This is a genomic window from Planomonospora parontospora, assembly GCA_014647935.1.
GTDB classification, from domain to species: Bacteria; Actinomycetota; Actinomycetes; order Streptosporangiales; family Streptosporangiaceae; genus Planomonospora; species Planomonospora parontospora.
This window is the reverse complement of the sequence record BMQD01000041.1, coordinates 1-17795: the sequence shown is the minus strand read 5'-3', so window position 1 is coordinate 17795 and position 17795 is coordinate 1. Positions and strand designations below refer to the sequence as shown.

General features: G+C 73.7%; 17 protein-coding genes and 2 tRNA genes. 11 read left to right on the top strand and 8 right to left on the bottom strand.

What is annotated here, in order from left to right:
* Window positions 1–54: 54 nt before the first annotated feature.
* The 5 genes from IEZ07_RS32980 (at window position 55) to IEZ07_RS32960 (ending at window position 4278) form a co-directional block, all read left to right on the top strand.
* Complete coding sequence (locus IEZ07_RS32980) at window positions 55–945, top strand: DUF998 domain-containing protein (protein WP_191898372.1); 891 nt, start codon at window positions 55–57, stop codon at window positions 943–945.
* Window positions 946–967: 22 nt separating this feature from the next.
* Complete coding sequence (locus IEZ07_RS32975) at window positions 968–1846, top strand: RNA-guided endonuclease InsQ/TnpB family protein (protein ID WP_191898371.1); 879 nt, start codon at window positions 968–970, stop codon at window positions 1844–1846.
* Window positions 1847–1883: 37 nt separating this feature from the next.
* Complete coding sequence (locus IEZ07_RS36095) at window positions 1884–2045, top strand: phosphotriesterase family protein (RefSeq protein ID WP_239321194.1); 162 nt, start codon at window positions 1884–1886, stop codon at window positions 2043–2045.
* 67 nt (window positions 2046–2112) lie between these two features.
* Complete coding sequence (locus IEZ07_RS32965) at window positions 2113–3567, top strand: WGR domain-containing protein (protein WP_191898370.1); 1455 nt, start codon at window positions 2113–2115, stop codon at window positions 3565–3567.
* 156 nt (window positions 3568–3723) lie between these two features.
* Window positions 3724–4278 (top strand): DinB family protein, encoded by a 555-nt coding sequence (locus IEZ07_RS32960; RefSeq protein ID WP_204054745.1) that lies wholly within the window; start codon window positions 3724–3726, stop codon window positions 4276–4278.
* Window positions 4279–4402: 124 nt separating this feature from the next.
* Here IEZ07_RS32960 and IEZ07_RS32955 read toward each other — a convergent pair whose 3' ends face one another.
* On the bottom strand, window positions 4403–6808 hold the full coding sequence (locus IEZ07_RS32955; protein ID WP_191898369.1) for a Tex family protein: 2406 nt from the start codon (window positions 6806–6808) through the stop codon (window positions 4403–4405).
* A gap of 316 nt (window positions 6809–7124) precedes the next feature.
* Between IEZ07_RS32955 and sigJ the strand changes: the two genes are divergently transcribed.
* Both sigJ and IEZ07_RS32945 read left to right on the top strand, forming a co-directional pair.
* Window positions 7125–8078: an RNA polymerase sigma factor SigJ gene (sigJ, locus tag IEZ07_RS32950; RefSeq protein WP_191898368.1), complete on the top strand. Its 954-nt coding sequence runs from the start codon at window positions 7125–7127 to the stop codon at window positions 8076–8078.
* Window positions 8079–8138: 60 nt separating this feature from the next.
* Window positions 8139–8534 carry a hypothetical protein gene (locus IEZ07_RS32945; protein WP_239321191.1) on the top strand — a complete coding sequence of 132 codons (396 nt, stop codon included), beginning with the start codon at window positions 8139–8141 and terminating at the stop codon, window positions 8532–8534.
* Window positions 8535–8583: 49 nt separating this feature from the next.
* Here the strand turns inward: IEZ07_RS32945 and IEZ07_RS32940 are convergent.
* The 6 genes from IEZ07_RS32940 to IEZ07_RS32915 form a co-directional block, all read right to left on the bottom strand.
* Window positions 8584–8656, bottom strand: a tRNA-Arg gene (locus tag IEZ07_RS32940).
* 11 nt (window positions 8657–8667) lie between these two features.
* Window positions 8668–8740: transfer RNA gene (locus IEZ07_RS32935), tRNA-Met, on the bottom strand.
* Between the two features lie 196 nt (window positions 8741–8936).
* Complete coding sequence (locus IEZ07_RS32930) at window positions 8937–9194, bottom strand: GNAT family N-acetyltransferase (protein WP_191898388.1); 258 nt, start codon at window positions 9192–9194, stop codon at window positions 8937–8939.
* A 37-nt stretch (window positions 9195–9231) separates the two neighbouring features.
* Window positions 9232–9768, bottom strand: coding sequence for a cellulose binding domain-containing protein (locus IEZ07_RS32925; protein WP_068903455.1), 537 nt, complete (start codon window positions 9766–9768; stop codon window positions 9232–9234).
* 61 nt (window positions 9769–9829) lie between these two features.
* On the bottom strand, window positions 9830–10846 hold the full coding sequence (locus IEZ07_RS32920) for a lytic polysaccharide monooxygenase auxiliary activity family 9 protein (protein WP_191898367.1): 1017 nt from the start codon (window positions 10844–10846) through the stop codon (window positions 9830–9832).
* A gap of 435 nt (window positions 10847–11281) precedes the next feature.
* Window positions 11282–12316, bottom strand: a complete 1035-nt coding sequence (locus IEZ07_RS32915) for an ROK family transcriptional regulator (protein WP_204054744.1) — start codon at window positions 12314–12316, stop codon at window positions 11282–11284.
* A gap of 68 nt (window positions 12317–12384) precedes the next feature.
* On the opposite strand from IEZ07_RS32915, the gene IEZ07_RS32910 reads away from it, so the two are divergent.
* Together IEZ07_RS32910 and IEZ07_RS32905 are read left to right on the top strand one after the other, a co-directional pair.
* On the top strand, window positions 12385–13563 hold the full coding sequence (locus IEZ07_RS32910) for an MFS transporter (protein WP_191898366.1): 1179 nt from the start codon (window positions 12385–12387) through the stop codon (window positions 13561–13563).
* 179 nt (window positions 13564–13742) lie between these two features.
* Window positions 13743–14978, top strand: a complete 1236-nt coding sequence (locus IEZ07_RS32905) for a PP2C family protein-serine/threonine phosphatase (RefSeq protein ID WP_204054743.1) — start codon at window positions 13743–13745, stop codon at window positions 14976–14978.
* A 131-nt stretch (window positions 14979–15109) separates the two neighbouring features.
* Here the strand turns inward: IEZ07_RS32905 and IEZ07_RS32900 are convergent, their stop codons facing one another.
* Window positions 15110–15502, bottom strand: coding sequence for an SRPBCC family protein (locus IEZ07_RS32900; RefSeq protein ID WP_068903462.1), 393 nt, complete (start codon window positions 15500–15502; stop codon window positions 15110–15112).
* Window positions 15503–15741: 239 nt separating this feature from the next.
* Between IEZ07_RS32900 and IEZ07_RS32895 the strand changes: the two genes are divergently transcribed.
* Together IEZ07_RS32895 and IEZ07_RS32890 are read left to right on the top strand one after the other, a co-directional pair.
* Entirely contained in the window at window positions 15742–16212 is a 471-nt protein-coding gene (locus IEZ07_RS32895) for an RrF2 family transcriptional regulator (protein WP_191898365.1), read from the top strand.
* 82 nt (window positions 16213–16294) lie between these two features.
* Window positions 16295–17485 (top strand): globin domain-containing protein, encoded by a 1191-nt coding sequence (locus IEZ07_RS32890; RefSeq protein ID WP_191898364.1) that lies wholly within the window; start codon window positions 16295–16297, stop codon window positions 17483–17485.
* Window positions 17486–17795: the final 310 nt, after the last annotated feature.

Genomic DNA, 17795 nt, shown 5'->3' with positions numbered 1-17795 from the left:
CCCTGGGGATCATCTCGGATGGTCCGTGACCTGGCCCGCCGCGATGGTTGAGCCATGGCAGGAACAGCAGGCACAGAGACTTCCGGGACCCGGACGATGCTCCTCGGCTACGCGGCGATCGGCGCCGGGGCCGTGTCCATGATCGGGCTGCACGTGGCCGCGGGCCTCGACCCGCTGCACACCGTGATCAGCGAGTACGCGTTCGAGCCGGACGGCTGGCTGCTGCCCACCTCGCTGACGCTCTTCGCGGTGGGCGCGACGGCCTTCGCCGTGCTGCTGGCCCGCCGCGGCGAGGACCGCAAGGCGGCGCTGCTGGTCGGGGTCTGGGGCCTGTGCATGCTGCTGGTCGGGGCCTTCCCCACCGACCGGCCCGGGGTGCCGCTCTCGATGTCCGGCGGCATCCACCGCTACGCCGCCTTCGCGGCCTTCCTGGCGATGCCGATCGCCGGCCTGATCCTGGCCCGGCGGCACGAGGGCCGGCCGTACGCCAGGGCGGTGAAGGCGCTCAGCCTGGCCTCGCTGGGCGTGCTGGTCCTGGTGGTCGTGCCGTACGCGGTGCGGATGCTCGGCCTCGAGCCCGCCGGCGTGCCCACCGGGGCGATCCAGCGGCTGGTGGTCGTCTCCGAGGTGGCGGTGCTGGCGATGCTCGGGCTGGTGCTGGGGAGCGGACCCGTCCGCGGCCGTGGGAGGCCGGTCCCGGCGGCCGGTGGGGCGGCCGGTGGGGCGGTCGCGGGGCGCCGGGGAGCGCCGGCCCGGGCGGATGGGCTCCGCCGGCACGGCCGCTCCCAGGACTGGGGGACCGCGGGCGCGGCCGGGACGCTCGGAACCGCCCCCCGGCCGCGCAGGGACGCTTCCCGGGACGACCGGCACGCCGTCCCTCAGCAGCGCACAGGTGCTTTCGGGGACGACGACCGGCACGCCGTCCGCGTCGAGGAGCTCGTGTGACCGCAGGGCGGCGCCGCCAAGGGTGTGCGGACGATCGCCGACACCGGGGTCAGGGCGGCCTTCCTCAAGTGCGTGGTCGAGAGCAGGGGACTCACCCCGGACGTCGAATGGACTACAGGAAGCCCACGCGAACGGCCTGCCGTACATCTCGGACGGCGATCTGTCGAAGCGGGTCATCACGGCGGCGAAGCAGACGCCGCAACGCTCCTGGCTGGGCGAGGTCTCAGCGGTCGTTCTTCAGCAGGCGCTGGCCGATCTGAACACCGCCTACCGCAACTTCTTCGCCTCGGTCTCCGGTAAGCGCAAGGGTCCGAAGGTCGCCGCTCCCCGGTTCCGGTCACGCAAGGACAACCGGCAGGCCATCCGCTTCACGAAGAACGCCCGCTTCGCCGTCACGGCGGGAGGGAAGCTGCGCCTGCCGAAGATCGGCGACGTGGACGTGCGCTGGTCGCGGTCCCTGCCGTCGGAGCCGTCGTCCGTGACGGTCGTCAAGGACGCGGCCGGGCGGTACTTCGCGAGCTTCGTTGTGGAGGCGGGTGAGGAGCCTCTGCCGGAGATGGCCGCCGAGGTCGGGATCGACCTGGGGCTGACGCATTTCGCGGTGCTGTCGGACGGCCGGAAGATCGACAATCCCCGGTTCCTGCGCCGGGCGGCGAAGAAGCTCCGCAAGGCCGCCCGCCACGGCCGCACCCTCATCAGGATCGACCGCTGGTTCCCCTCCTCGAAGATGTGCGGGGCCTGCGGGACGCTCGCCGAATCCATGCCGCTCGACATCCGGTCGTGGACCTGCCCATGCGGCGCGGTCCACGACCGGGACGTCAACGCGGCGAAGAACATCCTCGCGGCCGGACGGGCCGAGAGGTTAAACGCCTGCGGAGGGACCGTAAGACCCGCCGCCTAGCGGAGGGCGGGACCCGGTGAAACAGGAAGCCACAGAGGTGCCGCAGACGCGGCACGGGCTGAATCCCCGGCCTTCAGGCCGGGGAGCGCGTCAAGACCACATCCACGACGACGTGCTCCCGGCGCTGCGGGAGGCCGGGGTGACGGACGCGCAGATCGACCGGATGCTGGTGGACAACCCGCGCCGGTACTTCTCCTGACTTTTATGGTTTTGTCGCTCGCCTGCCGTACGCTCCGCCGAAAGTCGATCAACGAAAGAGGCGTGACATGGCGGCGCGGAGCACCTACCTGGAACTGTCCGAGGACGGCGGCGGTTCGCACAAGTTCTACGAGGTGGTGCTCGACGGGACGCAGGTGACGATCAGCTACGGCCGGATCGGGGAGAGCGGGCAGACCAAGGTGTCGGCCTTCGCCACCGCGGAGAAGGCCGAGGCCGCCGCGGCGAAGAAGATCGGCGAGAAGGTCCGCAAGGGCTACGCCCCGGCGGTCCGCGGGGTCCGCCAGGCCCGGGCGGTCACCCGGCGCAGCATGGTCAGCTCCCGCTCCACGGCCGAGCAGGCCCCGGTGCTGTGGCGCTTCGCCAGCGGCGCGGCGGCCTTCGGCATCTTCGTGGACGCCGAGCGCTGCTGGGTCGGCAACCAGCGGGGCGACGTCTACACCGTCACCCACGGCGGCACGGTCACCGGCCGGTTCCGGCTGCCCGACGGCGTCAAGTGCATCGTCGCCGACGACTTCTGGATCTACGCGGGCGCCGACGACGGCAAGGTCTACGACCTCAGCGGCAAGGTGCCCCGGGTCGCCTACGAGATCGCCGAGGACGTCGACATCTACTGGCTCGACATCCACGACGGCGTGCTCGGCGTGTCCGACCGGGCCGGGCGCGTCACCACCATCGACCACGAGGACGAGTTCCAGTGGGCGCGCGGCGGCCAGGGCGACTCCGGCTGGATGGTCCGCTGCGACGACGAGGCCGTCTACCACGGGACCTCCACGGGCGTGGCCCGGTACGACGCCGCCGACGGCGCCCCCGCCTGGCGGACCGGGGTGCAGGGCGAGGTGCTGTTCGGCTGGCAGGAGGAGGGCTCGGTCTACGCGGGCACCTCGCGCGGCGCCGTGCACCGCCTGCGCAAGTCCGACGGCCGGAGCGAGGCGGTCTACCGCTGCGACGGCTCCGTCTTCTCCTGCGCCACCGCCCCCGACGGCCGGTACGTCTTCGCCGGGGACAACCACTCCTCCGTCTACTGCTTCGCCGCCGACGGCACGCGGCTGTGGAAGCTGGCCACCGGTTGCGGCTCGGCCTTCTCGATGCAGTACCTCGACGACCGCCTCTACATCGTCACCACCGACGGCACCCTGGCCTGCATCGACGCCACCGAGGAGGCGATCAGGGCGGCGCAGTCGGGCACCGTCCCCGAGCCGGTGGACGTCAAGGCCGCGGCCGGGCTGGCCGCGGTGGAGCCGGAGACGGCGCTGGAGACCGTCTCCGTGGAGAGCGTCTCGGCGGGCGCGGCCGGAGCGGACGGCGGCGTGGTCGTGGAGTGCTTCCGGGAGGGGGAGCGGCTCCGGGTCCGGGTGGTCAGCGAGGGCTACGACTCCGGGTGGAACGTGCAGTTCCCCAAGAACGTGCGCGAGGCCGGGGCCCGCTATCTCGTCGAGGGCGTCCGCTCCTCCGGGCGCGGCGGGTTCTACCGCGCCTACGGCGACATCCGGCGCCTGCTCTGATCCCCGGGCCCGGGGATCGGAGCCCGGGCCCGGGCCGGGGCCGTACGGCGGCGGGATCGTGCGGCCCGCCCTGCGGTACGGCCCGCGCTCGCCGGGCGCCATCCGAGACGGGCACGACGCGCACGGGAACGAGCGCCCGCTCGTAGCATCACAGGCATGACCATCGACTGGAACCGGGAACTCGTCGACCAGCTCGACTGGCACTGGCAGAACCAGCTGCGGCGGCGCCTCGACGGCCTGAGCGACGACGAATACCTGTGGGAGCCCGTCCCCGGATGCTGGAACGTCCGCCCTCGCGACCCGGCCGACCCGGACCGCGGCGTCGGAGCCGGTGACTTCGTCATCGACTACGCCTGGCCCGAGCCGGATCCGGCGCCGGTGACGACCATCGCCTGGCGGCTCGGCCACCTCATCGTGGGCGTCCTCGGTGTCAGGAACGCCGCGCACTTCGGCGGGCCGCCGACGGACTACCAGGGCTTCGCGTACGCGGGGACGGCGGGCGAGGCGCTGGACATGCTCGACGGGGCCTACGCGGCCTGGATCGAGGGGGTGCGGGGGCTCGGCGCCGAAGGGCTGGGCCGTCCGTGCGGGCCCGCCGAGGGGCCGTTCGCCGACCACCCGATGGCAGCGCTGGTCCTGCACATCAACCGGGAGGTCGTCCACCACGGCGCCGAGATCGCCCTGCTGCGCGACCTCTACCTGCGCCGCTGATCTCCGACCGGAGGACGACGCGGCCGGAGACACCGTGATCGGAGCAGGACACCGCGGCCGGCGGGCACGCGGTGGACATCCGGTGGGTACGGCCGCCGCCCGGCGGGGCGGCGGCCGTACGGCTTCAGCGGCCGCGGGCGTCGCCGTCGAGACCGGCGCGGCGCAGGGCCTCGGCCATGGCACCGCCCGGCGCGTTGCGCGGCTGGCCTCCCCGCGGCCGGCCGCCCTGCTGCTGTCCGCCCCGGGCCTGGCCGCCGCGCTGCTGCCCGCCGCGCTCCCGGCCGTCTCCCCGGCGTTCCCCCTCGCCCTCCGGCCGGCGGTTCCCCGGCCGGCCGTCGTGCCGGCCGCCCTGGCCGCCGCCCTGCTCAGAGCGGCCCGCGGCCTCGTCCTCCAGGCGGAGGGTGAGCGAGATGCGCTTGCGCGGGATGTCGACGTCGAGCACCTTCACCCGGACCACGTCACCGGGCTTCACCACCTCGCGCGGGTCCTTGACGAACGTGCGCGACATCGCCGAGACGTGGACCAGGCCGTCCTGGTGCACGCCGACGTCGACGAACGCGCCGAAGGCCGCCACGTTGGTGACCACGCCCTCCAGCAGCATGCCGGGCGCGAGGTCGGAGATCTTCTCCACGCCCTCCTTGAACGTCGCGGTCTTGAAGGCCGGGCGGGGGTCGCGGCCCGGCTTCTCCAGCTCGGAGAGGATGTCGGTGACGGTCGGCAGGCCGAACGTGTCGTCCACGAAGTCCTGCGGCCTGAGGGAGCGCAGCACCGCGGTGTTGCCGATCACCTTGGTGATCTCGCCGCCGGTCGCCGACAGGATGCGCCGTACCACCGGGTAGGCCTCGGGGTGCACGCTGGAGGCGTCGAGCGGGTCGTCGCCGCCGGGGATGCGCAGGAAGCCCGCGCACTGCTCGAACGCCTTGGGCCCGAGCCGGGCGACGTCCTTGAGCGCCCGGCGGGAGCGGAACGGGCCGCACGCGTCGCGGTGGGCGACGATGTTCTCCGCGAGGCCGGAGGTGATGCCCGACACCCGGGTCAGCAGCGGCGCCGAGGCGGTGTTGACGTCCACGCCCACCGCGTTCACGCAGTCCTCGACGACCGCGTCGAGCGAGCGGGAGAGCTTGCTCTCGGCCAGGTCGTGCTGGTACTGGCCGACGCCGATGGACTTGGGGTCGATCTTGACGAGCTCGGCCAGCGGGTCCTGGAGGCGGCGGGCGATGGACACCGCGCCGCGCAGCGAGACGTCCAGGCCGGGCAGCTCCTGCGAAGCGTAGGCGGAGGCGGAGTAGACCGACGCGCCGGCCTCCGAGACCACGATCTTGGTCAGTCCGGGGACCAGCTTGAGCAGGTCGGCCGCGAGCCTGTCGGTCTCCCGGGAGGCGGTGCCGTTGCCGATCGCGACCAGCTCCACGCCGTGGTCCTTCGCCAGCTTCGCGAGCGTGGCCAGGGACTGGTCCCACTGGCGGCGCGGCTCGTGCGGGTAGATCGTGTCGGTCGCCACGACCTTGCCGGTGCCGTCCACCACCGCGACCTTCACCCCGGTGCGCAGGCCGGGGTCCAGCCCCATCGTCGGCCGGGTCCCCGCCGGGGCGGCCAGCAGCAGGTCGCGCAGGTTGGCGGCGAACACCCGGACCGCCTCGTCCTCGGCCGCCTGCCACATGCGCATCCGCAGGTCGATGCCGAGGTGGACGAGGATGCGGGTGCGCCACGCCCAGCGCACGGTGTCGGCCAGCCACCCGTCGGCGGGCCGCCCCCGGTCGGAGACGCCGAACCGGCGCGCGATGGACGCCTCGTAGGTGCCGGTGGGCTCCTCCTCCGGCTCCAGGGTGAGGGTGAGGACCTCCTCCTTCTCCCCCCGGAACATCGCCAGGATCCGGTGCGAGGGCAGCTTGGTGAAGGGCTCGGCGAAGTCGAAGTAGTCGGAGAACTTCGCGCCGGCCTCCTCCTTGCCCTCGCGCACCGCCGCGACCAGCCGTCCCCTGCTCCACATCCGCTCGCGCAGCTCGCCGACCAGGTCGGCGTCCTCGCTGAACCGCTCGACCAGGATGGCGCGGGCCCCGTCCAGCGCGGCGGCCGCGTCGGGCACCCCCTCGCCGACGAAGGCCGCGGCGGCGGCCTGCGGGTCGACCGACGGGTCGGCGAGCAGGCCGTCGGCGAGCGGCTCGAGCCCGGCCTCCCGGGCGATCTGCGCCTTGGTCCGCCGCTTGGGCTTGTAGGGCAGGTAGACGTCCTCCAGGCGGGCCTTGGAGTCGGCCGCCATGATCTGCGCCTCGAGGGCGTCGTCGAGCTTGCCCTGGCTCCGCACCGACTCCAGGATCGCGGTGCGCCGCTCCTCCAGCTCGCGCAGGTAGCGCAACCGCTCCTCGAGCGTGCGCAGCTGCGCGTCGTCGAGCATGCCGGTGGCTTCCTTGCGGTAGCGGGCGATGAACGGCACCGTGGCCCCGCCGTCGAGCAGCTCCACCGCGGCCTGCACCTGCCGCTCGCGCACGCCCAGCTCTTCGGCGATCCGCTGATGAATAGAAGTCGTCACGATCTTCTTCCCCTTGTGATGGACGCCCCCAAGCTACCGCGCGCCCCGCCCGCCCGGAGGGCCGACGCCGTACGGCGGGCGGACCGGCCCGCCCGCCGTGCGGATCCTCCGGGAGGGGGCCGGGGTCTGACGGCGACCACCGCGTTCCCGCTCCCGCACCCGGTCCCGGCCCTCCTGCCGCGTGACACCGACGTGCCGCGGTCCTCGCTATCCGGCGCGACCGCCGGGAACGTGAGGCGGCGCGCCGACCTCACAGTCCGGCGCGCTGTCTCGTCGGTCAGGTGAGCGCAACCGCACCGAGGGAGCCGACGACACCATGACCGCCCCATCCGAACCAGGACACGCCCGGCCCGATCAGGGCCTGAGCGTGATCGCCGGCGAGCGGCGCCACCTGATCGGTCTCGCCTACCGGCTCCTCGGCACCCTGGCCGACGCCGAGGACGTCGTCCAGGAGACCTACGCCCGCTGGTACGCCATGTCCCGGCAGCAGCAGGAGGCCATCCGGTCTCCCGGCGCCTGGCTGACGACGGTCGCCGGCCGGATCTGCCTGGACCTGCTCGGCTCGGCACGGGCCCGGCGGGAGAGATACGTGGGCGAATGGATCCCCGAACCGCTGCCCGGCCGCACGGAGTGGATCAGCGGACGGCCGGGCGCCGCCTCGGCCGACCCGGCCGACCCGGCCGACCGGGTCACCCTCGACGAGTCGGTCGGCATGGCCTTCCTCGTCGTGCTCGAATCGATGACCCCTGCCGAGCGCGTCGCGTTCGTCCTGCACGACGTCTTCGGCTACCCCTTCGCCGAGGTGGCCGGGATCGTCGGCCGTACGCCGGCGGCCTGCCGCCAGCTGGCGTCCTCGGCCCGGCGCCGCATCCGCGCCGCACAGGCTCCCCCGGCCCCGGCGGCCCGGAGCGCCGATGTCATCCGGGACTTCAAGCGGGCGTGGGAGGCCAAGGACATCGGCGCCCTGATCGGCCTGCTCGCCCCCGAGGCCACGATGACCGCCGACGGCGGCGGACTGGTCAGCGCCGTGCTCCGCCCCATCGAAGGCGGCGAGCAGATCGCACGCTACGCCCTGGCCGTCGCCGGCATGTCGCCCGGCCTGACGATCCGGGAGCGGACGGTCAACGGCGGGCCCGGTCTGGTGGCCGAGCAGGACGGCGTCATCACGGCGGTGATGGCGTTCGAGGTCGCGGACGACCGGATCGCACGCATCTGGGCGGTGCGCAACCCCGACAAGCTCCGGCTCTGGGCGGTGGGGCGGCAGGACTAGGACCACCCGGTGGACGTCGTCACCTGCATCACCCGCCCCGCCGCAGTCAAGGAGTCATCCGTGTTCCTCCGTGTCGTGATCGCCCTGCAGACCCTGGCCCTCTTCGCCGCGCCGGTCACCGCCGGCCTGCTGCTGACCTCACCCGACGGGCAGGTGCTGCACAGCGCCTCGGCGTACACGGTGTTCGCCGTGGCGGTGCTGCACCTGCTCGCCGCGATCCTGGCGTGGCGGCCGGGCGGCGGCCCGCCCGGGCCCATCCTCTACGCGGCCGGGTTCCTGGGGCTCGTACTGGTGCAGGTGGCGCTGGGCATCGCGCAGCTGAAGACCCTGCACGTCCCACTGGGCGTGCTGCTGTTCGGCCTGAGCGTCCTGGCGCTCAGCCGGGTCCCGGCCGGTCGCCGCATCTCCGTGGCATCCGGCGGCCCCGCCGTCCGCGAGCCGGACGCGATGCCGTGAGGGCCGTTCCCGCAGGATCGGGAGCGGCTCTCCATCTTGTGTTCCTCGGTGCCTCCGGCTGGATTCGAACCAGCGTCCTCCTGCTCCGCAAGCAGGCGCGCTCTCCACTGCGCCACGGAGGCCGGGTGCCGCGTGGCGGGTGTGGGAATCGAACCCACCTTGAGCGGCTTATGAAACCACCGGGCACGCCAGCGCCCCCACCCGCCGGGAATGCGAAGAGCCGCCCCGGTCCGAATGCCCGGGACGGCTCGCACATGACATCGCCGATCGTCACATGCGAGCCCACCCGGGCATGTTCATTCGGCGTCGGAGGCGCATTTCGGTTTCCTTTCCGTGTTCTGCGGACCGAGCATGTCACGCCGGGACGGCCCGGCGCGACATGTTTTCCCCGTGGTACGGACGTCAGCCGGTCGGCTCGCCTTCCAGGAGCGTCATGATGAGGTGGTCGTGCCATTTCCCGTCACGGCGGAAGGAATGGCGCCTTCTGCCGTCCGCGGAGAAACCGGCCTTCTCGTAGACCCGGATCACCGCCGCGTTCTCGGCGACGACCCAGAGCGCGATCGAGTGCAGCCGCATCCGGTGGAAGCCGTACCGGCAGATCACCCGGGTGGCGTCGGTGCCGTAGCCCTTGCCCCAGCAGTCCTTCTCGCCGATGTGGATGTGGGCGGCGGAACCGGTCCGCCCGGTCCTTCCGGGGTCAGCCGCAGGTGATCTCGGTGAAGGTGGGGGGCGACTGGGCGGCGCCGACGAAGCCGATGTCGGCGGCGGTGGCGCCCGGCGCCAGGACGGACCTGTCGTCCCCGAGCGCGTGGATCATCGCGATGGGGCCGCTCTGCATGTGGGTGCCGTTCCAGGCCTGGGTGATGGTCGCGCCCTTGGGGAGGACCCACTGGATGTACCAGCCGCCCAGCGGCGTGTCGGCCGTGTTGGTGATCGTCGCGGCGGCGCGGTACCCGCCCGGCCAGGTCTCGACGAGCTTGAGCGTGGCCTTGCAGCTGCGGGCCGGGGGCGCGGGCAGGGCCGAGGGGTCGGCGGGGAGCGAGGAGGACGCGCCCGCCGGCGCCGGGGGAGAGGGCGCCGGAAGGGCGGCGGAGGTGCCCGCCGGGACCATCGGATGCGCGGCGGTGTGCCGGGCCGCGGGATCGCCGCCGCCGACGCAGGCCGCCGCGAGCAGGGCCACCGCGGCTCCCAGGGAGAGGGCGCCCAGGATCGTGGTGGCTTTCCCCTGCGTCACGGCTGTCCTCCTCGGGAGGGGAGGGGTCCCGGCCGGGCGGGCCGGCCGGGACCCGGATCGGTCAGGGACTGGTGCAGGTCAGGGACGGGGAACCGGGGGCGCCGTTACCGGTCATCCCGAAGGTGGTCGAGCCGCCTGCGGGGACCGCCCGGTTCCAGTCGGCGTTCTTCGCCGTGACGGAGGATCCGGAGACGGTGTGGCTGGCGCTCCATACGCTGTTGAGGCTGCTCCCGCTGGGCAGCGTCCACTTGACGGTCCAGCCGTTGAGGGCGGAGGAGCCGGGGTTGCTCACGGTGACCTCGCCCTGGAAGCCGCCCGACCAGGTGCTGACGGTCTTGAAGGAGGCGGTGCAGGAGGCCGGGCCGTCGGTCGGGGTCGACGTCGGGGTGATGGTCGGGTCCGGGTCGGGGCCCGAGTCGCGGCCGACGCCGGTCACCTCGCCGTTGCCGCCGTCGAAGACGACGTCGGAGCAGTTGTAGAAGGTCTCGGCGCTGTCGGAGCGCTTCCACACCGAGTAGATGACGTGGCGGCCGGACTTACCGGAAGGCAGGGTGGCGTTCCAGTAGTAGTGCGCGTCGTTGGTGCCCGGCGAGCCGACGCTGTTCGGGTGGTCGGCCGTGTCGAAGGGCTGCTCCTCCAAGTCGTTCCAGGTGAGCGGCTTGGTGGGGTCGTAGCCGTCCTTGGTGACGTACAGGTAGAACCAGCCCGGGTGGGCGGCCCACTTGTTGTACTTGATCTGGATCTGCCGCCCGGCGGTCAGATGGGTCACCGGCCATTCGGTGCTGGGGCGGTTGAACCCGGTGAAGTTGGGGTTGCCGCCGCTGCACAGCTCTCCGTCGGGCACGAAGCCGCGGGTCCGCCCGGCGCCGTCGGAGCGGAGCACGCTGAACCAGTTGTAGAGGGAGTTGGCGCCGCTCTGGGCGACGGCCGCCGCACAGGCCGGGTTGATGGGGACGATGTTCCCCTGCGGGCTGAGCCCGTCCTGCCAGCAGAAGTAGGTCCGGCTGCCGGGCACCATCATGGCGCCGTGAGCCGAGGCCGAGCTCGGAACGAGGACGACCGCGAGAAGCGCGGACATGAACGTGACCGCGCAGGCGACAGCGATCCTTCGCCAATTGCGCACTGAACTGACCGACCTTTCGGGGATGGCGGACTTACCGATCGACTGCAGCGAAGCGCTTACGCGGATCGGACTCTAAGCCGCCGTTACAAAGGTGTAAACGAAAGGCGGTCCGGCGGGACCGTTCCGGGGGAGTACGACCAGTTCGCAGGGGTGGCGGAGGCGCGGGACAGATGAAAGATTCATGCCGCGGGGGAGACCGCCGGGGAATTCCCTGATATGGGGGACGCGGCCGTACGGCCATTCCTGCGCCATCCGGATATGCCGCCGGAGGTGTCCCGGCGGGCGGGCTCCGGCTGCCCGGAGGCGCTCCGGCGGGCGGCCCGCCACCGGCCCGCCACCGGCCGGGCACGCGGCCGGAGGTGTCCCGGTGGGCGGTCGGGTGACCGGCGGTCAGCCGGGCAGGCCGCCGAAGACGTCCCGGTGGGCGATCGACAGGGCGGTGAAGACGGCGCCGTGCAGGACCGCGTTGCCCTCCACGGTGCTCGCGCGGACCAGGGTGGGGGCGGGGGAGAGCACGGCGAGGTGCCCGCCCACCAGCTCCGCCAGGTCCTGCCCGCCGGAGCGCCCGGTCCGGCCGCCGAGGACGACGAGGCCGGGGTCCAGGACGGCGACCGCGGCCAGGACGCCCTCGGCGATCCTGGCGGCCAGGGCGTCCCGGCCGAGGTCGCGGACGGCCGCGGCGCCCACCAGGTCGCAGAACGGCGTGCCGGACAGCTTGATCCAGCCGATCTCCCCGGCACCTCCCGACGCGCCGTGCCGCAGCCGCCCGCCGAGGACGACCGCGGCGCCCACCCCGTCGTCCAGCCAGAGCAGGACGAAGTCCTCGCGGTCGCGGGCGGCCCCGGCGCGGTGCTCGGCGACGGCGGCGAGGTTGACCTCGTTCTCCAGGGTGACGGGGGCGCCCAGGCCCGCGCCGAGGACGTGCGGCAGGTCGGGCCGCCAGCCGGGCACGCCGTTGTCGGTCAGCAGGCTCCCGGTGGCCGGGTGGAACAGGCCGGGGGCGCCGAGCACGACCGCGTGCACGGCCCGGGGGCCCGCCGCCTCCGCGACCGCGCCGGTGACGGTCCCGGCCAGGTCGTCGCCCGCCCGCAGGGGCCGCGCGGCCGAGCCGGCGGTCCGGCCGGTGATGTCGGCGACCGTGACGTTGACCGCGTCGCGGCGCACGTCCACGCCGGCCACGTGGGCGCGGTCGGCGACGAGGCCGTAGAGGCGCGCGTTCGGCCCCCGGCGGTCCTCCCCGGCTTCCCCGGTGACCGCGATCAGCCCGTTCGCCTGCAACCGCTCGATCAGGTCGGACACGGTCGGGCGGGACAGGCCGGTGAGCTCCCGGAGCTGGGGGGCGGTCAGCGGCCCGTGCTCGAGCAGGAGGTCGAGGGCGAGGCGGTCGTTGATCACTCGGGCCAGCTGCGGGGTGGCGGTCCTCATGCCGCCCATTGTCCACGGCCGGAAAAAGACGTTTTTCATCAGGGAGCCTACCTGTTAATTTTGAACCCATGCATACCGATACGAAACGTGCCCGGATCGCCGTCGCCGCGGTGTTCACCGTGCACGGCGCGGTCGCCGGGAGCTGGGCGACCCGCATCCCGTGGCTGCAGGACCACCTCGCACTGGACTCCGCCGCGCTGGGACTCGCCCTGTTCTTCCCGGCGCTCGGAGCCTTCGTGGCCATGCCGATGTCCGGCCGCCTGGTCCACCGGTACGGCGGGCGGACGGCGACGCGGGTCCTGCTCGCCCTGTGGTGCGCCGCGCTCGCGCTCCCCACCCTGGCCCCCGGGTTCCCCTGGCTCTGCGCGGCGCTCTTCCTGTACGGCGCCGCGGCCGGCACGTGCGACGTCGCGATGAACGCCCAGGGAGTGGTCGTCGAGCAGCGGCTGGGCCGCTCGGTCATGTCGGGGTTGCACGGCATGTGGAGCGTCGGCGCCCTGGCCGGTGCGGGCGTGGGCGCGCTCGCCGCCGAGTTCGCCGTCGACGCGCGCCTGCACCACGCGGCGACGGCGCTGGTGCTGCTGGTCGCCGGCGCCGTGGTGAGCCGCGGGCTGCTCGACACCCGGCCCGAGCCCGGGGAGCAGCCCCCGCCCCGGTTCGCCGTGCCGTCGCGGGCGATTCTCGCGATCGGCGTCGTCGGGTTCTGCGCCACCTTCGCCGAGGGCGCCGGCCGGAACTGGGCCGCCGTCTACATCGAGGACGTCACCGGTGCCGGAGCCGGACTCGCGGCGGCCTGCTTCGCCGTCTTCTCCCTGGCCATGTCGGTCACCCGGCTGGCGGGCGACCTGGTCGTCGACCGGCTCGGGCCGGTCCTGACCGTCCGCGCGGGAGGCCTGCTCGCCGCCGCCGGCTGCGTCCTGGTCGCCGTCGCGCGCACCCCGGGGCCGGGCGTCGCCGGATTCGTCCTGCTGGGCCTGGGCGTCGCCGTGACCGTGCCGCTGGTCTTCGCCGCCGGGGGCAACGCCACCCCGACGCCCGGCCAGGGCGTGGCGGGGATCGCGACGATCACCTACCTGTCCGGCCTGGTGGCCCCGGCGGTGATCGGCTGGGTGGCCGACGTGACCTCGCTGCCCGCCGCGTTCGGCCTGATCGCGGCCGTCTCCCTGGCGGGCGTCGGGCTGGCCGGCTCCCTGCGGCCCCGCTCCGCCGTACGCGAGGCGTCGGTGGTGGAGCCCGCGGGGCGCTGACGGTGAGCTGAAGGCGCGCCGGCGGGACGGACGGTGACTTGGGATCGAGCGGCCGGGGTAGGAGAAGGGTCCGGGGCCGTTCCGGCTCCGCGTTCCCGCCTGCCGCGCAGGGGGCCGCGGAGCGTCCAGGGGGTGGAGGACGGAGCCCGGGACGTCGCGTGCGGGGAGGGGACGGCGCCATGGATGTCTCCGCGGGCCGGGTGCGGATGCTGGAGGGGCTGGTCGGGGGCAGCCACCTGTCGGGGATGGAGCAGCTGCCGTCCCTGGTCGAGGAGTGCGCCGCCCACGCCGGACTGAACGAGGTGCTGATCTACGTGGCCGACCTGCGCCAGGAGGTGCTCCGCCTGCTGACCGGGCACGGGGTGCACTCCTACGAGGACCCCGACCTGGAGAGGGACGAACTGCGGATCGAGGGGACCCTCGCCGGCCGCGCCTTCCAGGAGATGCGGATCATCGCCAGGCCGGGCGGGGACGGCGGCGGGGGCTGGTGGGTGCCGCTGCTGGACGGCACCGAGCGCCTGGGGGTGCTGCGGATCGGCGCGGACGGAGCCGACGGCGCCGACGAGCGGGTCCAGGAGGACATGCGGGCCCTGGCGTCGCTGGTGGCGCTGCTGATGGTGAGCAAGCGCTCGCAGAGCGACTCCTACGCCCGGCTGGTGCGGACCCGCTCGATGAGCGTCGCCGCGGAGATGCAGTGGAACCTCATGCCGCCGCTGACCTTCGCCAACGAGGAGGTGGTGGTCGGCGCGGTCCTGGAGCCCGCCTACGAGATCGGCGGCGACGCCTTCGACTACGCCCTCGCCGGAGACCTGGTGAACCTGGCGGTCTTCGACGCGATGGGTCACGACGCCTCCGCCGGCCTGACCGCGAGCCTCGCCGTCGCCGCCTGCCGGAACAGCCGCCGCCAGGGAGCCGACCTGATCACCACGAGCGTGGCGATCGAGCACGCCCTGATCGAGGAGTTCGGCCGGGGCAGCCGCTTCGCCACCGCGATCCTGGCCCAGCTGGACCTGCGCAGCGGCGTCTTCTCCTGGGTCACCCGCGGGCACCACCCGCCGATCGTGATCCGGGGCGGGCGCTGGGTCGCCACCCTCGAGTGCGACCCCGCCCACCCCGTGGGCCTCGACCTGGGCCTTCCCGTCTCGCTCTGCCAGGAGCAGCTCGAACCCGGTGACCGCGTCCTGCTCTACACCGACGGCATCACCGAGGCCCGCAACCGCGACGGCGAGGAGTTCGGCCTCAGCCGCTTCGCCGACTTCATCATCCGCCGCAACGCGGACGGGCTGCCGGTGCCGGAGACCCTGCGCCGCCTCGTCCGCAGCGTCCTGGACTACCACCAGGGGCAGCTCCAGGACGACGCCACCGTGCTGCTGCTGGAATGGCACGGCGCGGGTGAGCGCAAGCTGCACCTCTGACCGGGAGGCGGTCCCCGGCCCTCCCCTGCGGGAGGGCCGCCCGGGTGCGGGTGCGGGTGCGGTCTCTCCCGCGCGGTTCCGGCGGCCCGTCTGGGTGCGGGTGCGGTCTCTCCCGCGTGGTTCCGGCGGACCTACACCCGCACCTGCTCGGCCAGCCGCTCCAGGCTCTTCTCCAGGGCGTGGTCGACCTCGTCGCCGGAGGGGGCGTGCTCCTCGTCGAAGAACGACAGGTGCACGGTCACCTCGCTGGCCTGGTCGCTGATGCTCGCGACCTGCAGCCAGCCCGCGTAGCGGCTGTCGTCGCGCGTCCCCCACTCGAGCCGGAGCTGGTCGCGCTGCGCCCGGAAGAGCGCGCGCTCGTCCCTGCCGCTGCCGTCCTCGTGCACGGTCACCGCCGGCGGGTCCTCGGCCCGCACGTGCAGGTCCCGGGGGAGCCAGGAGTCCAGCCGGTCCAGGTCGCTGGCCCTGTCGAACACCGTCTCCGGCGGCGCGGTCATCGTGCGGGAACGCTGGTATTCGCTCATCGGACGATCACTCCTCGGTTCGGGAACATCGAACCGGTGACGTACCCGGCCCGGTCGGGTCCATCCATCCCCGCCCGGCGCCCCGCGCCTCCGGCGCGGCTCCGGCTCGCGTTCCGGCTCGCTCTCCGAGGGGCCGCCGGTCCCGCGGGCCGCCCGGACGGGCCGCTCGGTGAGCCGTACGGGCGGGCCGTACGGCCGAGGCCCGCGGAGCAGGGACGCGGAGCGCCTACCGTAAGGCCATGCGTCTGACCGCTTTCACCGACATCTCGCTGCGCATCGTGATGCGGCTGGCCGTGGCGGGGGAGGGCGAGCTGCTGACCACCCGGGTGGTCGCGGACATGCTCGCCGTGCCGTACACCCACGCGGCCAAGGCGGTGGCGCGCCTGAGCGAGCTGGGGCTGGTGGAGGCCCGGCGCGGGCGGGGCGGCGGGATGCGGCTGTCGGAGGCCGGGCGCAGGGCGTCAGTCGGCGGCATCGTCCGCGCGCTGGAGGGCGCGGACGACGTGGTGGGGTGCGAGGACGACCCGCCGTGCCCGCTCCGGGCGGCCTGCCGCCTGCGGGCGGCGCTCCGCCAGGCGCAGGAGTCCTTCTACGCCTCCCTCGACGTTGTCACGGTCGACTCCCTGGTGGCGGCGCCCACGGGGCCCGTCCTGCTCTCCCTGACCTCCGCGGGGGAGCAGCCGCTCCGGCGGCCGGACGACCCCCGGTAGGAGAGCGGCGGATCCGCCTCTTAATCTGTATCTTAGATTCCAATTAAGAGGGATCTCCGTTCCGCCGTCCCTGGAGGTCGACATGTTGTCCGCCGAGTCCGCCGCGACCGTCCGCGCCACTCTCCCCGCGGTGGGCGCGTCCCTCGACGCGATCACCGCGCGGTTCTACGACACGATGTTCGCCGAGCGCCCGGAGCTGCTCGACGGCGTGTTCAACCGGGGCAACCAGCGCAACGGTGAGCAGCGCAGGGCGCTGGCGGGCTCCATCGCGGCGTTCGCGACCGCGCTGCTGGACCATCCCGACGAGCGCCCCGACCACCTGCTCTCGCGCATCGCGCACAAGCACGCCGCGGTCGGCGTCACCGACGACCAGTACGTGATCGTCCACAAGTACCTCTTCGCCGCGATCGCCGAGGTGCTCGGCGGCGCCGTCACCCCGCAGGTCGCCGCCGCCTGGGACGAGGTCTACTGGCTGATGGCCGGCGGGCTGATCGCGATGGAGGCGAGGATCTACGCCGAGGCCGGGGCGCGCGGCGGGCGCACCTGGCGGCGGTGGCGGGTCGTCGAGCGGCGGGAGGAGACGGCGGACACGGTGTCCTTCGTGCTGGCCCCGACCGGTGACGAACCCGTCCCGCCCGCCGGCCCCGGCCAGTACGTCAGCGTGCGGGTGGAGCTGCCCGACGGCGTGCACCAGCTCCGGCAGTACACCCTCTCGGGGCACGGCGAGGACGGGCTGCGCCGCATCACCGTCAAGCGGGCGCGGGTGGAGGGCTCTCCGGACGGGGAGGTGTCCGCCCTGCTCCACGACACCGTGGCCGAAGGGGACGAGCTGACCCTGTCCGCCCCGTTCGGCGACGTGATGCTGGAGGACGGGGACGCTCCGCTCGTCCTCGTCTCCGCGGGCATCGGCTGCACGCCCGTCACCGCCATGCTGCAGCACCTGGCCCTGACCGGCGCCACCCGCCGCGTCCTGGTGCTGCACGCCGACCGGTCCGAGGCCGAGCACGCCCTGCGTGAGGACATGGAACGGCTGACCGAGGCGCTGCCCGGCGGCGAGCGGGTCTTCTGGTACGAGGAGGGGGCCTGCGGCCGCGCCCGCTCCGGCCGGATGGACCTGTCCGACGTGGACGTCTCCGAGGGCGCGGTCGTCTACATGTGCGGCCCGCTGCCGTTCATGCGGGACGTGCGCGCCCAACTCCTCCGGGCGGGGGTCGCCGCGCGCGACGTCCACTACGAGGTGTTCGGCCCCGACCTGTGGCTGGGCGCCGCCTGAGGTCCCCGGTGCGGGGCGCCTGGGCCGGTCTCCGGCCCTCCCCGGCGGGTGTGTGCGCGGGGCAGGGCCGGAAGCCGCACTCCGTCGTGACCACGGTCCTCCTGCGCGGGCGGGTGCGCGGGGCAGGGCCGAAAGTCCTTCCACGCCGGGACTTCGGGTCGGCCCGGGCGAGCCGTACGGCTCTGCGGAACCGGGGGTGCGAGCCGATGTACTGGGTGACGTAACCGAGAGACGAAAACCCCCCCGAGGAGCCCATCATGGCGATCATCGAAGGCCGCACCCAGCGCACCGGCCGCCCCACCGCCCCCGC